At 44.0% G+C, this 18,795-nt stretch carries 23 protein-coding genes; 20 read left to right on the top strand and 3 right to left on the bottom strand.

From position 1 onward, the window contains the following. Nucleotides 1-481: 481 nt before the first annotated feature. The 4 genes from BLP63_RS11210 to BLP63_RS11195 all read left to right on the top strand — a co-directional run bounded on the left by BLP63_RS11210 (nucleotide 482) and on the right by BLP63_RS11195 (nucleotide 3,240). Nucleotides 482-769, top strand: coding sequence for a VRR-NUC domain-containing protein (locus BLP63_RS11210; RefSeq protein WP_092591581.1), 288 nt, complete (start codon nucleotides 482-484; stop codon nucleotides 767-769). A 104-nt stretch (nucleotides 770-873) separates the two neighbouring features. Then, the gene (locus BLP63_RS11205; RefSeq protein ID WP_330387144.1) at nucleotides 874-2,127 is read left to right on the top strand and encodes a DEAD/DEAH box helicase; all 1,254 of its coding nucleotides are present in this window, start codon (nucleotides 874-876) and stop codon (nucleotides 2,125-2,127) included. Continuing rightward, on the top strand, nucleotides 2,124-2,519 hold the full coding sequence (locus tag BLP63_RS11200) for a hypothetical protein (protein ID WP_092591579.1): 396 nt from the start codon (nucleotides 2,124-2,126) through the stop codon (nucleotides 2,517-2,519). The genes BLP63_RS11205 and BLP63_RS11200 overlap by 4 nt, the downstream gene beginning before the upstream one ends. Nucleotides 2,520-2,697: 178 nt before the next feature. Continuing rightward, nucleotides 2,698-3,240: a hypothetical protein gene (locus BLP63_RS11195; protein WP_092591577.1), complete on the top strand. Its 543-nt coding sequence runs from the start codon at nucleotides 2,698-2,700 to the stop codon at nucleotides 3,238-3,240. Nucleotides 3,241-3,610: 370 nt separating this feature from the next. Here the strand turns inward: BLP63_RS11195 and BLP63_RS11190 are convergent, their stop codons facing one another. Continuing rightward, nucleotides 3,611-4,648 (bottom strand): HD-GYP domain-containing protein, encoded by a 1,038-nt coding sequence (locus BLP63_RS11190; protein WP_092591575.1) that lies wholly within the window; start codon nucleotides 4,646-4,648, stop codon nucleotides 3,611-3,613. Between the two features lie 190 nt (nucleotides 4,649-4,838). On the opposite strand from BLP63_RS11190, the gene BLP63_RS11185 reads away from it, so the two are divergent. From BLP63_RS11185 to BLP63_RS11155, 7 genes are all read left to right on the top strand, one after another. Next, nucleotides 4,839-5,381, top strand: coding sequence for a hypothetical protein (locus BLP63_RS11185; RefSeq protein ID WP_092591573.1), 543 nt, complete (start codon nucleotides 4,839-4,841; stop codon nucleotides 5,379-5,381). A gap of 148 nt (nucleotides 5,382-5,529) precedes the next feature. Beyond that, nucleotides 5,530-5,913, top strand: coding sequence for an HNH endonuclease (locus tag BLP63_RS11180; RefSeq protein ID WP_092591571.1), 384 nt, complete (start codon nucleotides 5,530-5,532; stop codon nucleotides 5,911-5,913). Nucleotides 5,914-6,016: 103 nt separating this feature from the next. Next, nucleotides 6,017-6,595: a P27 family phage terminase small subunit gene (locus tag BLP63_RS11175; protein ID WP_092591570.1), complete on the top strand. Its 579-nt coding sequence runs from the start codon at nucleotides 6,017-6,019 to the stop codon at nucleotides 6,593-6,595. A gap of 6 nt (nucleotides 6,596-6,601) precedes the next feature. Beyond that, nucleotides 6,602-7,846 carry a site-specific DNA-methyltransferase gene (locus BLP63_RS11170; RefSeq protein ID WP_092591568.1) on the top strand — a complete coding sequence of 415 codons (1,245 nt, stop codon included), beginning with the start codon at nucleotides 6,602-6,604 and terminating at the stop codon, nucleotides 7,844-7,846. 124 nt (nucleotides 7,847-7,970) lie between these two features. Beyond that, a complete protein-coding gene (locus BLP63_RS11165; protein WP_092591566.1) occupies nucleotides 7,971-8,663 on the top strand; it encodes a virulence protein in 693 nt (230 codons plus the stop codon). Further along, nucleotides 8,656-8,886 (top strand): DUF4314 domain-containing protein, encoded by a 231-nt coding sequence (locus BLP63_RS11160; protein ID WP_092591564.1) that lies wholly within the window; start codon nucleotides 8,656-8,658, stop codon nucleotides 8,884-8,886. Before BLP63_RS11165 ends, BLP63_RS11160 begins: the two co-directional genes overlap by 8 nt. Nucleotides 8,887-8,938: 52 nt before the next feature. Next, nucleotides 8,939-9,229 (top strand): hypothetical protein, encoded by a 291-nt coding sequence (locus BLP63_RS11155; RefSeq protein WP_139159815.1) that lies wholly within the window; start codon nucleotides 8,939-8,941, stop codon nucleotides 9,227-9,229. A 33-nt stretch (nucleotides 9,230-9,262) separates the two neighbouring features. Here BLP63_RS11155 and BLP63_RS11150 read toward each other — a convergent pair whose 3' ends face one another. Beyond that, a complete protein-coding gene (locus tag BLP63_RS11150; RefSeq protein ID WP_092591562.1) occupies nucleotides 9,263-9,511 on the bottom strand; it encodes an AbrB/MazE/SpoVT family DNA-binding domain-containing protein in 249 nt (82 codons plus the stop codon). A 165-nt stretch (nucleotides 9,512-9,676) separates the two neighbouring features. Here BLP63_RS11150 and BLP63_RS11145 point away from each other — a divergent pair, with 165 nt between their 5' ends. Further along, a complete protein-coding gene (locus BLP63_RS11145) occupies nucleotides 9,677-9,889 on the top strand; it encodes a DUF7678 domain-containing protein (protein WP_092591560.1) in 213 nt (70 codons plus the stop codon). Nucleotides 9,890-9,971: 82 nt separating this feature from the next. Beyond that, entirely contained in the window at nucleotides 9,972-12,599 is a 2,628-nt protein-coding gene (locus tag BLP63_RS11140) for a terminase TerL endonuclease subunit (protein ID WP_092591558.1), read from the top strand. Here BLP63_RS11140 and BLP63_RS11135 read toward each other — a convergent pair. Next, nucleotides 12,589-12,996, bottom strand: a complete 408-nt coding sequence (locus tag BLP63_RS11135) for a hypothetical protein (protein WP_092591556.1) — start codon at nucleotides 12,994-12,996, stop codon at nucleotides 12,589-12,591. The two genes, BLP63_RS11140 and BLP63_RS11135, sit on opposite strands and share 11 nt — an antisense overlap. A gap of 105 nt (nucleotides 12,997-13,101) precedes the next feature. On the opposite strand from BLP63_RS11135, the gene BLP63_RS11130 reads away from it, so the two are divergent. From BLP63_RS11130 to BLP63_RS11105, 7 genes are read left to right on the top strand one after another with little or no spacing between them, the layout of a single operon-like run. After that, entirely contained in the window at nucleotides 13,102-14,358 is a 1,257-nt protein-coding gene (locus BLP63_RS11130) for a phage portal protein (RefSeq protein ID WP_092591554.1), read from the top strand. After that, nucleotides 14,324-15,034, top strand: a complete 711-nt coding sequence (locus tag BLP63_RS11125; protein WP_092591552.1) for a head maturation protease, ClpP-related — start codon at nucleotides 14,324-14,326, stop codon at nucleotides 15,032-15,034. Before BLP63_RS11130 ends, BLP63_RS11125 begins: the two co-directional genes overlap by 35 nt. A gap of 12 nt (nucleotides 15,035-15,046) precedes the next feature. After that, the gene (locus BLP63_RS11120; protein ID WP_092591550.1) at nucleotides 15,047-16,240 is read left to right on the top strand and encodes a phage major capsid protein; all 1,194 of its coding nucleotides are present in this window, start codon (nucleotides 15,047-15,049) and stop codon (nucleotides 16,238-16,240) included. Between the two features lie 10 nt (nucleotides 16,241-16,250). Beyond that, on the top strand, nucleotides 16,251-16,472 hold the full coding sequence (locus tag BLP63_RS11115) for a Head fiber protein (protein WP_330387142.1): 222 nt from the start codon (nucleotides 16,251-16,253) through the stop codon (nucleotides 16,470-16,472). 11 nt (nucleotides 16,473-16,483) lie between these two features. Further along, nucleotides 16,484-16,636 carry a hypothetical protein gene (locus BLP63_RS16890; RefSeq protein WP_170829422.1) on the top strand — a complete coding sequence of 51 codons (153 nt, stop codon included), beginning with the start codon at nucleotides 16,484-16,486 and terminating at the stop codon, nucleotides 16,634-16,636. Beyond that, nucleotides 16,629-17,018: a hypothetical protein gene (locus BLP63_RS11110; RefSeq protein ID WP_092591546.1), complete on the top strand. Its 390-nt coding sequence runs from the start codon at nucleotides 16,629-16,631 to the stop codon at nucleotides 17,016-17,018. The genes BLP63_RS16890 and BLP63_RS11110 overlap by 8 nt, the downstream gene beginning before the upstream one ends. 52 nt (nucleotides 17,019-17,070) lie before the next feature. Continuing rightward, the gene (locus BLP63_RS11105) at nucleotides 17,071-18,270 is read left to right on the top strand and encodes a DUF2341 domain-containing protein (RefSeq protein WP_092591544.1); all 1,200 of its coding nucleotides are present in this window, start codon (nucleotides 17,071-17,073) and stop codon (nucleotides 18,268-18,270) included. The last annotated feature ends 525 nt before the right edge of the window (nucleotides 18,271-18,795 follow it).

The raw sequence follows: 18,795 nt of genomic DNA, 5'->3' as shown, positions 1-18,795 counted from the left end.
CATTTACAGGTACAACCCATAAATACTGCTGTTTGGCCATCCATAGCAAGTTGTACCTATAATCCTAATATTTATATTAAATGGAATAGTAGTAAATAGTAGCTAATATAACACGCCACACACATATCGCGCGTATAAGGGGTTTTTGGGAATTGGGAACTTTAAGAACATGGATTGAAAATGATGAAATATATTTCTCAAATTTATCCAGTTTTTATAAGAATCAAAGCAGATGGAATGCACGACTGGTAATCTCCATTCGAGAAATTACTACAGGATGGGCTGTTCCACAGAGTAAACCCCTTATACTGTGCGGCTTGGAGGACAGTCCAGCTACAAGTGAACAAGAATCTTCATTATATTCAATACGGAAAATACACATTAAGGGATATAGCTATCCTGTATCACGCGTAAGTAATATAAGGAAATTGGTGTTCACTTGTGGCACTTGATCCAGAGAGAGGAAGAGGTGGATCGCTAAATGCGGGAGAAAACACTGGAGTGTAAACTCGTAAGAGCAGTTAAGATGGTAGGTGGTATCTGCCCGAAGTTCGTAAGCCCCGGTGCTGCTGGTATGCCTGACCGCATCCTACTTCTACCAGGTGGTCATATGGCTTTCGTGGAGGTTAAAGCTCCTGGTGAAAAGCCCAGGCCGCTTCAACTGGCAAGGCACAAATTACTTCGCGGGCTTGGCTTTAAGGTTCATGTTCTTGATGATGAGCAGCAGATCACGAAAATACTCGATGAGATAGAAGGTGATGCCAAATGAAGTTCATACCACACGAATATCAGCAGTACACAATAAACTTTATCAAATCCAATTCAATTTCAGCCGTATTCTTGAATATGGGCTTGGGTTGAGGTAAGACAGTCATTACCCTTACCGCACTATATGACCTTCTCTTTGACAGCTTCGAAGTACATCGCATACTGGTGATTGCACCTCTTAGAGTCGCTTCAATGAGCTGGCCAAACGAATTTGATAAGTGGGATCATCTCAAAAATCTCATCTACTCTGTTGCAGTCGGCACTGAAGTAGAGCGCCGTGCAGCACTAACGAAGCCCGCCGACATATACATCATCAACCGCGAGAACGTTCAGTGGTTATTTGAAGAAAGTAAGCTACCCTTTAACTTCGACACCATTGTTATAGATGAGCTTTCGTCCTTCAAAAATCATCAATCTAAGCGCTTTAGATCCCTAATGAAGGTGCGACCAAAAGTCAAGCGCATCATCGGACTCACGGGTACCCCCTGCGCAAATAGCCTCATGGATTTATGGGCTGAGTTTAAACTCCTTGATATGGGGAAACGCCTTGGAAGATTTATCGGTAGTTACCGGACTACTTATTTTGAACCTGATAAACGAAATTCCCAGATGGTGTTTTCCTATAAACCAAAACCTGGTGCAGAAGAGGCCATCTATAGACAGATCTCAGACATCACCATCTCCATGAAAGGTACTGATCATTTGAAACTACCGGAGCTCGTGATGAATGAAATCTCCATAAGGTTGTCAGACGAGGAGGCACTACATTACAAAGCTATGAAGGATGAGATGGTCCTATCCCTTCATGGTAAGGAGATCGATGCAGTGAATGCCGCTGCCCTATCAGGGAAGCTTCTACAGATGGCAAATGGTGCAGTATACGACGAAAACCACGATGCCATACACCTGCATGACCGAAAGCTTGACGCCCTTGAAGATCTGATCGAAGCGGCTAATGGCAAACCGGTGCTGATCGCTTACTGGTTTAAGCATGACCTTGAGAGGATACTTGTTAGGTTCCCTGCTGAACGTCTTGACTCAGGCGATAGCATCCGTAGATGGAACTTAGGTGAGATACCACTGGCCGTGATTCATCCAGCATCTGCTGGACATGGCCTCAACCTTCAAGCTGGTGGATCTACCCTCATCTGGTTTTCGCTAACCTGGAGTCTTGAGCTTTATCAGCAAACCAATGCGCGGCTCTGGCGGCAGGGCCAGAAAGAAACTGTGGTGATTCATCACATTATCACTAAGAGCACGATCGACGAACAGGTTATGAAAGCATTAAAGCATAAGGATAAGACCCAGTCTGCGTTGATCGATGCTGTAAAAGCTTGTATTGGAGGTGGTACGAATTGACTAAGAAAGAACTCTCACAGCTGTACTACCTCAATCGTGAAATTGAAGAAATACAAAGACGCATCGCTGAACTTGAAGCCTTAGCAACAGGGTGTACTGTCAGGATCACTGGCTTACCAAAAGCACAGGGGCTAAACGACAAAATTGCTGAATATGTTGCAGAAATAGCGGATCTAAAATGCCTTCTCGACCTTGACTTAAAGAAATGCTTCTTTGAGCTTAACAGGCTGAATCGATATATCAACAGCATTGATGACAGCCAGATGAGAATGATCCTTTCGCTCAGATATATTAACGGCCTTCCATGGGAACAAGTAGCAGCAAGTATCAGTTATTCACTGTCTGGTGAGTCTGTTCGAAAGGCGCATGATCGATTCCTTTGTAAAAAGTAAAAGTTGTCCGTTTTGTCCGGTCAAGATGTGCTATATTGGTAGCATAATAGACTAAATCAATTTAAGCCTTTGCAGGATTATCAACTGCGAGGGCTTATATTTTATTTTCGAGAAACTCTTTCTGTTATCATCCATCTTTTTTGGGAATAAATAGTAATAGCACTGGGAGGTGGATCTAATGGAAAAAGATAAGGTTGAGAAAGCTCTTATTAGTCTTGAAGATGGATTGATTAAATATCTCAGACTGATGGATTGGTTCTATCAAGTCGATGTATCAAAGGATGCAGATTTTCAACGAGCATATAACCACTTCTATCGCATGAGACAACGAAAGCCTGAATTCTATCGGGATTATTATGAGTTTATGCAGTCACATAAAAATCAAGTGATCACCTTTGAAGATATTCTCCTCCATTTCTATAATCAGTTTGATCGTGTTGAAGCATCATTTAGTAGCAAAATGCTGGCGACCCTGAATCCTGATAAACCTGTTTGGGATGAGTTTGTATTACAGAATTTGAAAATTAAGAAGCCTGCCCAGTACTCGAAAGACAGAGTTAAGCAGACAATAGAAATATACTCAAAAATTGAAACATGGTATGAGGATTTCCTTAAGTCAGAAACCGCAAAAGGTATGTTGATTTTATTTGGTGAGAAATATCCAAATATCGAAATAACAAACGTCAAGAAGATTGATCTTATCTTGTGGCAAATGAGATAGTGATTGAAAGTGGTTCAAGATGGTGAAAAAGATGAGAGTAAATGAGAGTTGATGTTAATGTCTAAAATGCTATAATGTTATTGTAGAAAGTATATTTACAGGGCCACCAGGGAGAAAATCCACGGTGGCTTTTTCTATGCACCATATGAGTTGATCTACTTAGCTTAATATACCACCAACGCTACAACTCACCTCGCTTGTCAAAAGTCAACAAATGGAAGACTCTTTAAAAACGCGTTAAGGATAGCGGCAATAACGAAAGATATGTGATAATATAAAAGCTTAAAGAAATGTAAAAGACATCAGTCAAAAACTCGGGACTGATGTCTTTTCATATGTCTGATCATGTAATCTGAACACAACTTTATCATTAATAATCAAAATCCGAGTAGGTGGTATATTTATATATAAATTCAATCTCTGCAGCACACTCTAGAAAAACCTCCACAATTTCTGGATCAAAATGTTTGCCGGAATCTTTCGCAATAATTTCTATACTCTCTTGATGTGAAAATGGGGCCTTATAAACTCGTCTTGAGCGAAGTGCATCATAGACATCAGCAACAGCCATAATTCTAGCAGAGAGTGGTATTTCATCTTCAACTAAACCATGCGGATAACCTGTGCCATCCCATTTTTCATGATGATAGAGTGCGATCCTTGACCCTACTGTGATAAAGTTATTGTCAGGAAAACGCTTACGAACCTCACCTAACGTACTTGCGCCAATCGTAGTATGCTTTTTCATTATTTCATACTCTTCATCCGTCAATTTACCAGGCTTAGAAAGAATGCTATCAGGTATGCCAACTTTACCGATGTCATGAAGTGGTGCGGCTTTCGCCAGATCATCAATATATGTATCTGTTAGTAACTCACGATATTTCTTCGAAGATCTTAATTGCAGAGCAATCAACTTACAAAACTTTGATACACGAACTATGTGGGCACCCGTATCATCATCCCGCATTTCAGCGAGTTTTACTAAGGAATAAATGGTTGCCAATCTTGATTCAACAATTTCTGACTCTTTATCAATAATCACTTTCATATTTTGTTTGTATTTGTCCGAAAAATACCCTACCATAGTCGCTACAAAGACATAAATGAAAATTCTCAAATGCCAATTCAATGGCTGTTGCATAATTAGATCCTCTGAACTTAGTGGCATATGAGGCCCGAGAAGCAGTCCACTAAAAATTGCATGAATTACACCATACTTCTTACCAAGTACAGAAGAAAGAATGGAAATAGGAATAAACATCAAATTAGAAAAAATTGTCTTCGTTCCGCCATGGTAAAACACAAACCATGCTATTAGCATTGATAATATGTATGAAAATAGTGTACAGGTAATTTTAAACATCTTTTGTTTTTGTGGATTAATGTTGAGAATCAATTCATCCATGTTAACTCCTTCAACAATTTAATGTAATTAAAACATGGTTATTGTTCATTATTATACACTATTATTATCCAAATCAGGATTACAATTTTGTAAAATCAGGTATATAATTATAATATTAGACTAATTATATTTTCTGATATTTTAAAAAAATGAAAACCAGCTTAAAAGAAAAAACTATGGAGGGTTCTAAATGGCTTACTTACTACACACAAATGAGCAGGTTTCATTAAGATCTGCACTTCTTACTGAATTATTAGAAGGTGCAAACGGTTATATCAGAAATGACGAACCAATTCAATTTATCCCCGAAATTTCAACGCAACTTGAACCGTTAATTAAGAATATAATGCGCTCTATTCAAGAAATTGTGCCTTCAAACAACACTACACTTACGCTTTCTTGGTGCTGCTATTCAGGTATTGGAGCAACTATGCATTGGCATATAAACTGGAATCAACTCAAATCAAGAGGCATTTTTGAAACACTTACTAAAGAGCGTGGCATTTCCGAAATGGATCAATATGTTCTTGATTTTATCGGGTTACCTTTCAAGAGTGATGAGGCTAAAGATTTAAAATATCACATTCAAGAAAGTTCGAGAAATGCGATTATTCACATGGCTAAGCATTCGATTGATTCATCCCCAGATGTTGTAATGGATGCTTATTTTCAGGCGTGTGAAGCAATGTACTTTTTTGGTATGGCAATTCAGATGAATCGATTGGGGATGTAGGTAAAAATATTATTAAACTTAATAAGTTGTCCGTTTTGTCCGGTTGACATGTGATATAGTGTTAGTATAGAAAAATAATAATTTTCCGAAGCCTTTGCAGGGACTACCTGTGAGGGCTTTTTCTATGCTCCAAAAGAGGTGACTTGAAATGCCCTATAGACCAAAGCGCCCCTGCTCTCACCCAGGATGCCCGAAGCTGACAAGTGGAAGGTTCTGCGAGGAACATGCTAAACAGGAAGAAAAGCGCTACGAGAAGTACGATCGAGATCCTGCCATGAAGAAACGCTATGGTAAATCATGGAAGCAGATCCGTGACCGATACATCACGATCCACCCTCTTTGTGAACAATGTCAGAAGCTCGGACAAGTTATACCAGCAACAGAGGTGCATCATATCAAGCCGCTTTCTCAGGGTGGTGGAAATGATTTTTCGAATTTGATGTCTCTTTGTACCTCTTGTCACTCAGAGATCACTGCACGCGAAGGTGGTCGGTGGAAACGCAGAAATTACAACCCCCCAGGGGGGCATTAAATCTCTACAACCCTCAAACACTTGACCGGCCCCGCAGCTTCGCGCGAAAAAATGCAGGTTCAAACGGGTGATTAACCAAAAATATCCAAGGAGGTCGCGGCACGTGGCTAAAGATGGCACCAATCGAGGCGGTAGGCGTGTTCGCGCCGGTGATAAACCTCAAGCACTTAATGACAAAATCACTAAAGGGAAAGCAGCTAAGGTGCTTGAAGTGCCAGATCTTCATCCTGAGTCCATTTTGGAAGTTGAAGATTTAGATGGGGCTGCAGACCTCTTCGGTGAGGATATGCCCTCCCCCAGCGATTACCTTAGCTCAAGACAAAAAGATGGTAAACCACTCGGGGCTGACCAACTCTTCATCGAAACCTGGCGTTGGCTTAAAGACCGGGGATGTGAGAAGTTCGTAAATCCAAGGCTGATCGAAGCTTATGCCCAGGCCTTCACTCGCTACATACAGTGCGAAGAAGCTATCAGCTTGTATGGACTACTCGGCAAGCACCCTACCACCGGTGGCGCAATCACAAGTCCCTTCGTTCAAATGAGTCAGTCATTTCAGAAACAGGCGAATCTGCTCTGGTATGAAATTTTCGATATCGTTAAGCAGAACTGCACAACTTCCTTTGTGAGCAATCCCCAAGAAGACATTATGGAAGCCCTGTTATCAAAACGGAAAGGAAGGTAACATCAATTGAAAACTGCAGAACGATTTGAAAAAGTTAATATTGATCATCTTGTTCCCTATGCCAGAAATGCCCGGACCCATAGTAAAGAACAGATACTTCAACTTCGAGCGTCCATTAGAGAATTTGGTTTTCTCAATCCCGCGTTAATTGACAAAGACTTAAACATTATCGCAGGTCATGGTAGAATCCTGGCCGCAAAAGAAGAAGGCTTCACAGAAATCCCTTGTGTATTTGTCGAACATCTAACCGAAGCACAAAAACGCGCTTACATCATAGCTGACAACCGCTTGGCACTAAATGCCGGATGGGACGTAGAGATGCTCTCCGTTGAGCTGTCTGATTTACAGTGTGCCGAATTTGACATATCACTTCTCGGCTTTGACAATGCTGAACTTAATAAGCTCCTATGTGGCATGGAAGATGTCAAAGACGATGAATTTGATGTAGAAGCGGAACTTCAAAAACCAGCCGTTTCTGAACTTGGGGACCTTTGGCTTCTTGGAAAACACCGACTGGTCTGTGGGGATAGCACAAAAGCCGAGACGTTTGATCTGCTCATGGACGGAAAGCTAGCAAATCTAACAGTTACAGACCCCCCATACAATGTGAACTATGAAGGGTCAGCCGGAAAAATCATGAATGATCATATGGCAGATGATAAATTTTATCAGTTCCTATTAGATGCTTTTGTACTAACCGAAAAAGCTATGGCAAAAGATGCCAGCATTTATGTCTTCCATGCTGATACTGAAGGTCTCAATTTCCGAAAGGCTTTTTCTGATGCTGGATTCTATCTATCAGGAACATGTATCTGGAAAAAACAATCGCTGGTTCTGGGCCGATCCCCTTACCAGTGGCAGCATGAACCTATCCTCTTCGGGTGGAAAAAGTCCGGTAAACATGCTTGGTACACGGATCGTAAACAGACCACCATCTGGGAGTTTGATAAGCCAAGGAAGAGTGGGGATCATCCAACTTCAAAGCCAGTGCAACTCATCGCCTATCCTATTGTGAACAGCTCAATGACAGGTTGTATTGTACTGGATCCATTCGGTGGCAGTGGTTCGACCGTTCTGGCCTGCGAGCAAACAGACCGAATTTGTTATACCGTAGAACTTGATATAAAATTCTGCGATGTTATTACAAAAAGGTTTATCGAAATGGTTGGTTCGGATAAGGATGTCTTTCTCATACGAAATGGAAACAAAGTCCATTATTCCGATGTGGTAGACAAGTCAAGCTCATCTTAAATTTACTCAGCTCGTTCTTAATCAATCGTGCAGAATACCTTGAAGATAGCTAAATAACCCTTGCTATTCCACAGCTTTTGAGTGATATATCTACTAACCAAAGAAGCGAAGGAGGCTTAGGGTTATGGAAATCAAATTTAACATATCAGGGATAAATCGAAAGGAGCTCGTCACAGCCATCGGTGAGCTTGTCGGTAAGCCAATCATCTATAAAGGTGCACCTACATTTTCATATGACGTCGGCGACTTCACCATCGATAAAAGCGGCACCCTCCTCTTCCCTGTCAAAGCAGACAGCGACCTGGTCAGTAAAGTCATAACAGGCCTATCAGAAAGAGGTTTGGAATTTGATGAATCAGAAATGATGAACAAGCTAAGCATCGAGATGCCACTTGATGGATTCACTGAGGAAAGTATTGTGAAGCTTGAAAAGCTCATATCAAGTAAGGCAAGCCTGATCAAAAAAGCACTCGGTGCAACTGAACTTACCATCGAAAAGACAGCGGCTACTCTCAAATTCCCTTGGTTTAAATTCCCTGCCACGAGCGATGAAGTAGCCGCCTATTCTCAATTCATTAGTGCACTCTGCTCTGCTGCAAAGGAACAAAAAAAGGTTACAGCGCGCGACAGAGTCGTCGACAATGAAAAATTCGCGTTCAGAGTCTTCCTGATCCGACTTGGATTTGTGGGAGAAGAATATAAGCTAACCAGGAAGATTCTGCTTCGTAACCTTAGTGGCAGTTCGGCGTACGCTTCTTTCCACCCTACCAAAGCTGATCAGGATGAAATTTTAGTGAGCGAGGTCAACCATGAATAAATTTCCTTCAAGAGAAACTGTCGTTCACCTTCGGAGTCAATATCCACGCGGCACAAGAGTTCAACTGGTGCGTATGAATGATCCTTTCTCGAATCTAAAGTCAGGCGATAAAGGTACTGTCCAGTTCATTGATGATATTGGCACGATTTTCTGCAACTGGGACAATGGTTCTACACTCGGCGTGGTTTATGATGAAGATGTCGTAAAGATAATCAAGGGTTAAGGCAAGATGGCATAATGAAAATTCCCGCCATATTAAGAAGGAGGCCCTTACAGTGAAAGCGCTGTTTGGCAGAAAAATATCGGACATTGAGGAACTTATTGAACTAACCGATTTAGCAATAAAGGACGGATTTTCACCTGAAGATTACGTCGTTACAAAAGAAGTCATCCTCAGTGATTCCGAATTCAAAGAACTCACCGCAGATCTACTCAAGGATCAGGCATGGATTATCAAGGACGATGGCGGCCCTAATGAAGATGGCGAAGTCAGATGTATTAGGGTGATAAATCAATCGACTCGTGAAAAGCTCCTTATTAATTCAGAAGGGTATGACTACCCCTAAGTACACAGCCCTTGAAAAATAACAAAAGCAGGCTTAAACGCCTGCTTCTTTCATATGTTTGATGCATTCATAGCAATAGAATTTACCTTTGATTTTAATGATATCCTTGGTCTTATCACAGAGCGAACAGTGAGGCGTGCATTTCTTTAGGGTCATGGTGTCATCCTTAATGAATACTTCAAGATAATCTCTTTCCATGATACCAAACTGCTTTCTAAGTTCGATGGGGAGTACGACTTGGCCTAGTTCGTCTACTTGTCTGATAATACCAGCCGATTTCATTGAACCTCTCCTTTAACTTTAATATGTATCTAATGGTATCTTAATCCAATTCCAAAATCAATGGTAATTGTATCAGTTAAGAAAATAACGTGTAATACAACTTGCTATTACCTCCGTTTAGAGTGATATATGTACTAACCAAAGAAAATCACGGAGGTCAGTGTTATGTGGACAAGCGGAAAAATAGATGGCTACGAATATCACATTAAGCACTTTGAAGAAGGTTCGGTCTATGGTATTGATGAGGGCAAAATCTCAAAACTAACGATATGTAAGAATGGCAGAATCCTCGTCAATTACGATCGCGGCTGGGATATACTGCCGCAAGATGAAGACGTCACAAAGATTTATGAATATCTTCTGAATTTGTTCAACTAAACGCCCGACTCGACATTAGGAGCTTCGAACTTGAAGCTCTTTTCTTATGTCCATTTTTTCGGAAAGGAGCGCTTTTCTAACGATGCGTAAGCTGAAGAAGTATAAACCGACCAACTTTATGGCGAGTGACAGTACTTACGACAAAGATGCTGCCGACTATGCGGTTGCATTCATCGAAGCGCTCTCCCATACCAAAGGCAGCTGGGCTGGGAAGCCCTTTGAACTCATCGACTGGCAGGAACAGATCGTGAGGGATCTATTCGGTGTCCTAAAGCCAAGTGGCTATAGACAGTTTAACACCGCATATATTGAGATCCCAAAGAAGATGGGCAAACAAGTAGCTTTAGATACGATTATTCCCACCCCTAAAGGTTATACGACTATGGGAGAAATTAATGTGGGGGATGCCTTATTTGACGTACAAGGAAATACATGCCGTGTTGTCGCAAAAAGCAACATCGATTTTAGCGAACAAGCTTTTAGAATTACATTTAAGGATGGAGAAGTCATAGAGGCGGGTGAACATCATGAGTGGCAAGGTGAGTATACACGAGGTAAGAATAAAAAATGTATTTTGACCACAGGAGAACTCTATCAATTACCTAAAGATGGCAACTCCTATCGCTTCAGAATACCCATTGCAAAAAATATTAAAGTTGAATCTGTTAAGTTACCAATAGAGCCATATCTAATGGGATATTGGCTTGGAAATGGAAATGCTGTAAAGCCAGAGATAACAATCAAAACCGAGGATGTCGCTGGTGTTCTAAAAAATATTATTTGCTTCTATGAGGTGTCAAGCGCATGGGAGAACACTGGAGATAGCATTGTAGTTAGGATACCGGCTTTGAAACAGGTTCTACTGAAAAGTTTTCTCGATAAGGTCATACCACTTGAATATCTGCGTGCAAGCAAACAAGATAGGCTTAGGCTATTACAGGGGTTGATGGATTCTGATGGAACTATTTGCAAAAATCAAGGTCAAGCAAGCTATTGTTCTACTGAGAAAGCCTTATCTGAAAGCGTTAGTGAATTATTGTGGAGTCTTGGAATCAAAAATGCTATTTCTGAGGCGGCGTCTACACAACGTAACGATTGGTCGAAGAAAAGTGCTGAGTGTGGTAGATGCTCAACCGGTAGGACTTTATATTATGTGAAGTTCACTGCCTTTGACGATACGATAATTACAGGACTACAAAGAAAACAGAAAAATGATGTACGGCGAAATAAAAGAACAAGAAGTCATTTTAGATACATTGATAAAATTGAACCTATTAAAAATCGAGGTATGCAGTGCATACAAGTTGACAGTCCATCGCATCAATATTTAATAGGTCGTTCTTTTTTGCCAACACATAACAGTGAGCTCGCCGCTGCGATTGCCCTCCTGCTCACCTGCGGCGACGGCGAAGAGCGTGCAGAAGTCTATGGTTGTGCCGCAGATCGTCAGCAGGCATCTATTGTCTTTGAAGTTGCTGCCGATATGGTTCGCATGTGCCCGGCTCTCAATAGGCGTGTTAAAATTCTCGCTTCTACGAAACGGATCATTTATCTGCCGACAAACAGCTTCTACCAAGTCTTGTCGGCTGAAGCCTACTCAAAACATGGGTTCAACATTCATGGCGTCGTCTTTGATGAACTTCATACTCAGCCCAACCGAAAGCTCTTTGATGTTATGACGAAAGGCTCAGGAGATGCACGGACACAACCCCTTTACTTTTTAATCACTACAGCTGGAACAGACACCCAGAGCATCTGCTACGAAACACACCAAAAAGCTATCGACATCCTGGAAGGCCGTAAACGCGATCCCACCTTCTATCCTGTCATTTATGGTGCGAAAGAAGATGAGGACTGGACCGACCCTAAGGTATGGAAAAAAGCCAATCCCAGTTTAGGAATTACAGTCGGCATCGATAAAGTAAGAGCTGCCTGCGAATCTGCTAAGCAAACTCCGTCTGAAGAAAATAGCTTCCGCCAGCTGAGACTTAATCAATGGGTCAAGCAAGCTGTGCGATGGATGCCAATGGCCAGGTGGGATGCCTGCTCATTCCCTGTATCTCCTGATGATCTGGAGGGACGCATCTGTTATGGAGGTCTTGACCTGTCCTCAACCACAGACATCACTGCCTTTGTGCTCGTCTTCCCTCCGCTGGATGAGAACGATAAATTTCAGATTCTCCCCTTCTTCTGGATGCCGGAAGATAACATCAACCTTAGGGTGCGCCGGGACCACGTACAGTATGATCTCTGGGAAAAGCTAGGGTTTCTCCTGACCACTGAAGGCAATGTGGTCCACTATGGATTCATTGAGAAGTTTATTGAAGGCCTTGGCGAGCGGTACAACATTCGCGAGATAGCTTTTGACCGCTGGGGCGCGGTGCAGATGGTGCAGAACCTTGAAGGACTTGGCTTTACTGTTGTCCCTTTTGGCCAGGGCTTTAAGGATATGTCCCCACCGACTAAAGAACTGATGAAACTAACCCTTGAGGAAAAGATCGCTCACGGTGGCCACCCTGTCCTCCGCTGGATGATGGACAACATTTTCATCAAGACGGATCCAGCGGGAAATGTTAAGCCAGACAAAGAAAAAAGCACCGAGAAAATTGACGGTGCTGTGGCAACAATTATGGCGCTTGATAGGGCTCTTCGATGCGGAAATATCAATAGTGAATCTGTCTACAATGAAAGAGGTCTTATTATTTTATGATAGGTACAATTTGTTTTTCTATACGCTCAATTGCTATTCCAGTATTAGCAAATACCGTCGCATTTTTAAATACAGTTTGAACAGTCGATTTCGGAAGACGCTTTTTCTTAGCCGGTTCATATCCTAAAGGGGCAATCGCAGTTGAAATCATGCGACCGATTACCTGCTTAACGGTATCATTTGTGATATCAAGGTCACACTGATGAGCTGTTGCACAGTAATCAATAATATCATTCGCAACAGCAACTAATGCAGGTATTTCAGAATCGGACAACTCAGCCATTTTGATGCGATTTTGATCATTCCAGATAATTGTTTCATAGATGATTCGTGCTGATTGGCTGTCTTTTACCACATTACATGTCGGATGAGTTTTTACAAAGTCATCGAAATTCATAAAGATTCCTCCTTAAAGGACGTAATATGTCGTCTTACATTTCAAAGTTATCATTTTACGTCCTTGGTGTCAATAAAATTTTTTTAGTCTAGGAGGGTGCACCATATGAACTTATTGAAAAGCCTATTTCATTCTAGGGATAAGCCAAAGAACTATCTAATTAGCGGGTTTTCATTTCTATTTGGCAGTACCACCAGTGGGAAAAACGTCAATGAAAAAACGGCCATGCAAACGACTGCTGTCTATGCATGCGTCAGAATCCTATCTGAGACCATCGCGAGCCTTCCCCTCCACATCTACCGCCATTCTGAAAACGGTAAAGAAAAAGCGATTCAGCACCGGCTCTACAGACTCCTTCATGACGAGCCAAACTCCGAGATGACTTCATTTGTGTTTAGAGAGACACTTATGAGTCATCTTTTATTATGGGGCAATGCCTATGCTCAGATCATCAGAGATGGAAGGGGTAACGTCGTTTCGCTCTATCCCCTGCTACCAGACCGAATGACGGTGGACCGAAACTCAAAGGGCGAACTTTTCTACGAATACCATAAGGAGTCTGGTAGTGTGGTCCTCAGAAAAGAAGAGGTCCTTCACATCCCAGGACTTGGTTTTGATGGTCTCATTGGTTATTCACCCATCGCTATGGCCAAGAATGCCATCGGTATGGCCATAGCCACGGAAGAATATGGTGCTAGGTTCTTCGCTAATGGAGCAAGTCCTGGCGGCGTCCTTGAACATCCCGGCGTCGTCAAGGATCCAAAACGCATTAGAGACAGTTGGAATGACGTGTATCAAGGGTCAGCAAATGCCCACCGAATAGCAGTACTTGAAGAAGGCATGAAGTTTCAGCCCATCAGCATTCCGCCCGAGCAGGCACAGTTCATCGCCACAAGAAAATATCAACTCAATGAAATCGCTAGAATTTTTAGGATCCCTCCTCATATGATCGGGGACCTTGAGAAGTCTAGCTTTTCTAATATAGAGCAGCAGTCCCTGGAATACGTGAAGTACACTCTGGATCCTTGGGTCGTTCGCTGGGAGATGTCGCTGCAAAGGGCTTTACTGACCGAACCTGAAAAACAGGAATATTTCATCAAACTAAATGTGGATGGACTACTTCGTGGCGATTATCAAAGTCGGATGAACGGCTACGCTGTTGGAAGGCAAAACGGCTGGCTCTCAGCCAACGACATCAGAGAACTTGAAGATCTTAACCGTATCCCAGAAAACTTAGGCGGAGATCTCTATCTCATCAACGGCAATATGACGAAGCTCCAGGACGCGGGGCTCTTCAGCAAAAATTTCGAAACGGAAGGTGAATTGAGTGAAAAAGAAGTTTTGGAACTGGGTGAGAAATGAAAACGATAGAACTCTCTTTTTAGATGGTCCTATCGCCGAAGAAACCTGGTATGGCGATGAAGTGACGCCTAAACAGTTCAGGGCAGAACTACTCAGTGATGAAGGCGATATTACCATCTGGATTAATTCCCCTGGCGGCTGTGTCTTTGCGGCAAGTCAAATCTACAATATGCTGATGGATTATAAAGGCCATATCACGGTCAAGATTGATGGCATTGCTGCAAGCGCCGCCTCGGTCATCGCGATGGCAGGCTCAGAGGTCCTCATGTCACCGGTAGCATTAATGATGATTCACAATCCGATGACTTTAGCTTTTGGGGACACCGAGGAAATGCAAAAGGCCATCGGGATGCTGAGTGAAGTCAAAGAGAGCATTTTGAACGCTTACGAGATCAAAACTGGACTTTCAAGGACAAAAATCTCCCACCTTATGGATGCAGAGAGCTGGTTTAACGCAAGGAAAGCCATCGAACTGGGTTTTGCCGATGGCATGCTCTATGAATCCGAAACCGAAATGATGCCAGATGAAGGTATGATCTTCAGTAAAATGACTGCGATCAATTCACTCATCAGGCAACTTCCTCGTGAAGAAAAAAAGCCTGGAGTAGAAATCAAACTACCAGAAACCATTGCCGTCGAGTCACTCGAAAAGCGACTGAACCTTATTAAACCTTAGGAGGACATGTGCATGAATAAAATTTTAGAACTGAGAGAAAAGCGGGCAAAAATCTGGGAAGAAGCGAAGGTTTTCCTCGACTCAAAGCGCGATGAGTCCAGCCAGATTTCGAAGGAGGATTCGATCGTCTATGAAAAGATGGAAGCCGACGTTGTAAACCTCGGTAAAGAAATCGAGCGACTTGAGCGCCAACAGATGATCGAAATGGAACTTTCGAAACCTGTTAGTGATCCGATCACCTCTCGACCAGAACGGCAGTTGAAAGAAAAAACGGGTCGTGCCAGTGATGAATATAAGTCGGCTTTCTGGCGTGCGATGAAGGATAAGAATAGCTTCGATGTTCAAAACGCTCTCCAGGTCGGCACCGACTCTGAAGGCGGCTACCTCGTACCAGATGAATTCGAAGCGACGCTGATTGAAGCGCTCCTTGAAGAAAATATCTTTAGGAGTCTATCGACAGTTATCCGCACTTCCTCTGGCGACCGAAAGATTCCAGTGGTGGCGTCAAAAGGCACTGCGTCCTGGGTCGATGAAGAAGCCCCAATTCCAGAGTCCGATGATGCCTTTGGTCAGGTCTCTCTGGGAGCCCATAAGCTCGGAACCATCATCAAGGTCTCGGAAGAACTGCTGAATGACAGCATTTTTAATCTGCAGGCTTATATCGCAAAGGAATTTGCCCGCAGAATCGGCACCAAGGAAGAAGAAGCCTTCTTTATCGGCAATGGTACCGGTAAGCCAGTAGGCATCTTTAACGCCACAGGTGGGGCCGACGTGGGCGTCACAAGCGCCCTTGCAGCTTCGATTAAGTTCGATGAACTCATTGACCTCTACTACTCACTGAAATCGCCGTATCGGAAGAATGCGATGTTTGTCACCAATGATGCGACCATCAAAGAAATCAGAAAGCTTAAAGACGGTAATGGCCTCTATCTCTGGCAGCCATCAGTGAGAATCGGTGAACCAGATACTATTCTCAATAAACCAGTGAAGACCTCTTACTTCGTTCCGACGATTGCCGCCAGTGCTAAAACCGTCGCCTTTGGGGACTACTCCTACTACTGGATCGCTGATCGTCAAGGTCGGTCCTTCCAGCGACTCAATGAACTCTATGCCGTGACGGGGCAGGTCGGTTTTAAAGCAACTCAGCGCGTCGACGGTAAACTAATCCTCTCTGAAGCGATCAAAGTGCTTCAGCAGCATGCGTAGGTGATGAGTGATGAGTAACGTAAAAAACTATACTGAACAGGGCGGCGAAAGAACGGTCATTGGTGGAACCCTTGAGATCGAAAGTACCGGAAGCCTGACGTTTAATGGTGCCGCCCTTACCCCCGCTGCTGCTCAGGATGACAGTGTGGCGTCCACCGTGGCAGGAGTTGTGGTGGACCTTAATGCCCTACTTGCCAAACTAAGAGCCGCTGGGCTAATGCTCAGTGAATGATGGAGGATCATATGCAGACAAAAGGTAAAGTCAAAAAAACTACTATTGAGGCCACTCTCATAAAGGCAGATGGCTCAAAGGTAGACCTCGGCACCATCGTCGACACAGAAAAAAAGAAAGGCATCCTAGAAATTCTTAAAGGGAAGGTGAAATCAAATGGCTGATACCGTCTATGTTGTCAATAACGGGCTGGGGCTCATAACCGCTGCCCTCGCATCCTCAAATCACAAATATGTGGCTTGGGGCACAGGTGTAGCGGCAGCGACCGTCACGGATGCTGCCCTTGAAACGGCTGCAGCTCCAACTAACGTCACCGCAGCCACAGGATCACAGTCTCAGCAAACGACCACTACGACAAACGACACCTATCAAGTGGTGGCCACGATCACGGCCGGCGGGGCCCTCGCGATTACGGAAGTCGGCATCTTTAATCAAGCCACCCTTTCCGGCGCGACGATGTACCTTCACGGGACTTTTTCCGCCATCAACGTCTCCTCCGGCGACTCGATCCAGTTCACCATTAAATCAGTATTCGATCAGGCATAATATAGTGAGGGCCGGACTCCCCGGTCCTCGTCAGTAAAAACGAGGTGAGGTCATGGCGTGGCTTTCGGGATATTCATACCGTAAAAAAATCACGATTGAGAGCGGCTATGTCGACGCCTCTTTATCAAATTTTGTACTCGATGTCGTCCTGGCATCAGGTAGTTTTACATTCTCCAGAGCCCGATCCGACGGATATGACGTCGTTTTCACCGCAAGTGACGGCGAGACGGCGCTACCGTTCACACGGGAGTACTACGACAGCACAAACAGCAAGGCGCGATTCCACATCAAAGTTTCAAGCGTCAGTGATACAACCGACACCGAGCTTTATATGTACTACGGCAAGGCGAGCGATACGGATCACGCGTCGTCGGGGTATACAGTATGGTCTGAAAGTTATGCTGGCGTCTGGCATCTCGGGGACACGAGCTACGAGGACGCCCTCGGAACCTACGATGCCTCGCTCTTGTCTGGATCAACACCTTCTGTAACGGACACGTTATGGGGCCGATACCTGACGCTATCGAGTCACAGCTTCGGGACCGATTTGGCGATGGCGAGTCTTGCATCTAACGACGAGGTCACGGTTACAATCGTCATGGCGTGGACCGGTTCGGGGACTTTTATCCCAATCGAATATTCCGACGCGTTCTATGAGAACAGCGCTTTCGCGATCTATCTCAATAACTACGGGGACGGGTACCCAACCTTCGGCGAATGCGACGGCTCAAATATCAACATCATCTATGACGCGACGGACTGCAGCGATGGCACGCTTAGGACGCTCACTTTTACGATGGACCGATCGGGCGGCGGGACAACGACAAATTATTCGTATATTAACGGCGTGGCGACGGGAAGTCGAACGCAGCACGGAGATTATCAGGCCGATACAACGGGCAATTTGGGCACCGAGACGTTATACTTCGGCTCCGATGTCGGCGTGGTCAGTCCATTTTCGGGGACATTTGGAGACCTCCGGCTTTCCACGATAAAGCGCTCAGCCGCATGGATTAAGGCCGAATCCTATAGTATACGACAATTACTGCACTCACTTGGTAACGAGGAGACGCCGATCACGCCTAAAGCGCTAATCGCATCAATATCGACAACCATAACAGCGCGAAGACAGATTAGTCAGATGTTATCGGTTTCATTAAGCGCCACAGCATCGCTCCTTTATGCGCTGCCGCCGCCGGTCCTCGACGCGATCTCAAAAGTCGGGGCCTGCCTCTATTTGAAGTGGACGTAAAAGGGGGGCGGACTGGATGACCATTCAAACGAGAGCTGCGTCGAGCGTCGTCAGCGCCACCTTTTACACGGGTGGTGCGAACACGTATACGAGTAACGATGCCTATGCGACCTGGACATCGACCTCCCGAAACCAGACCGCGCAGCTCATCCTTGGAATTGCCGCTTTTGATATTCCGGCAGGGGCGACGATCAATTCTGTTACAGTCTATGTCGAGCGAAAGTGGTCAAGCGGCGCGTCGTCTCTCATTGATTATGCCTATGCTCAAGCTTCCAATTCCGGCACGCTCCGTGGAACGCAGTATAATGATACGACGTTCCCGACGACAGATACTGCCTTCAGCACAGACGGCGGCACGTGGACGGTCTCGGAACTAAGTGCCGGGACGATGCAAGTCAGGTTTGATAGTGATCGAAAAAACACCACCTCTCAAACGATCCATTATCTCGATGATGTCTATGTCGAGGTGGATTATACTACCGCAACCATAAATTATAAAACGGCTACGACCACATCGTTTTTATC

This window comes from Acidaminobacter hydrogenoformans DSM 2784 (assembly GCF_900103005.1).
In the GTDB taxonomy this organism is placed as follows: domain Bacteria; phylum Bacillota; class Clostridia; order Peptostreptococcales; family Acidaminobacteraceae; genus Acidaminobacter; species Acidaminobacter hydrogenoformans.
The sequence above is the reverse complement of the archived record's forward strand: the minus strand, read 5'-3'. Positions and strand labels throughout refer to the sequence as shown.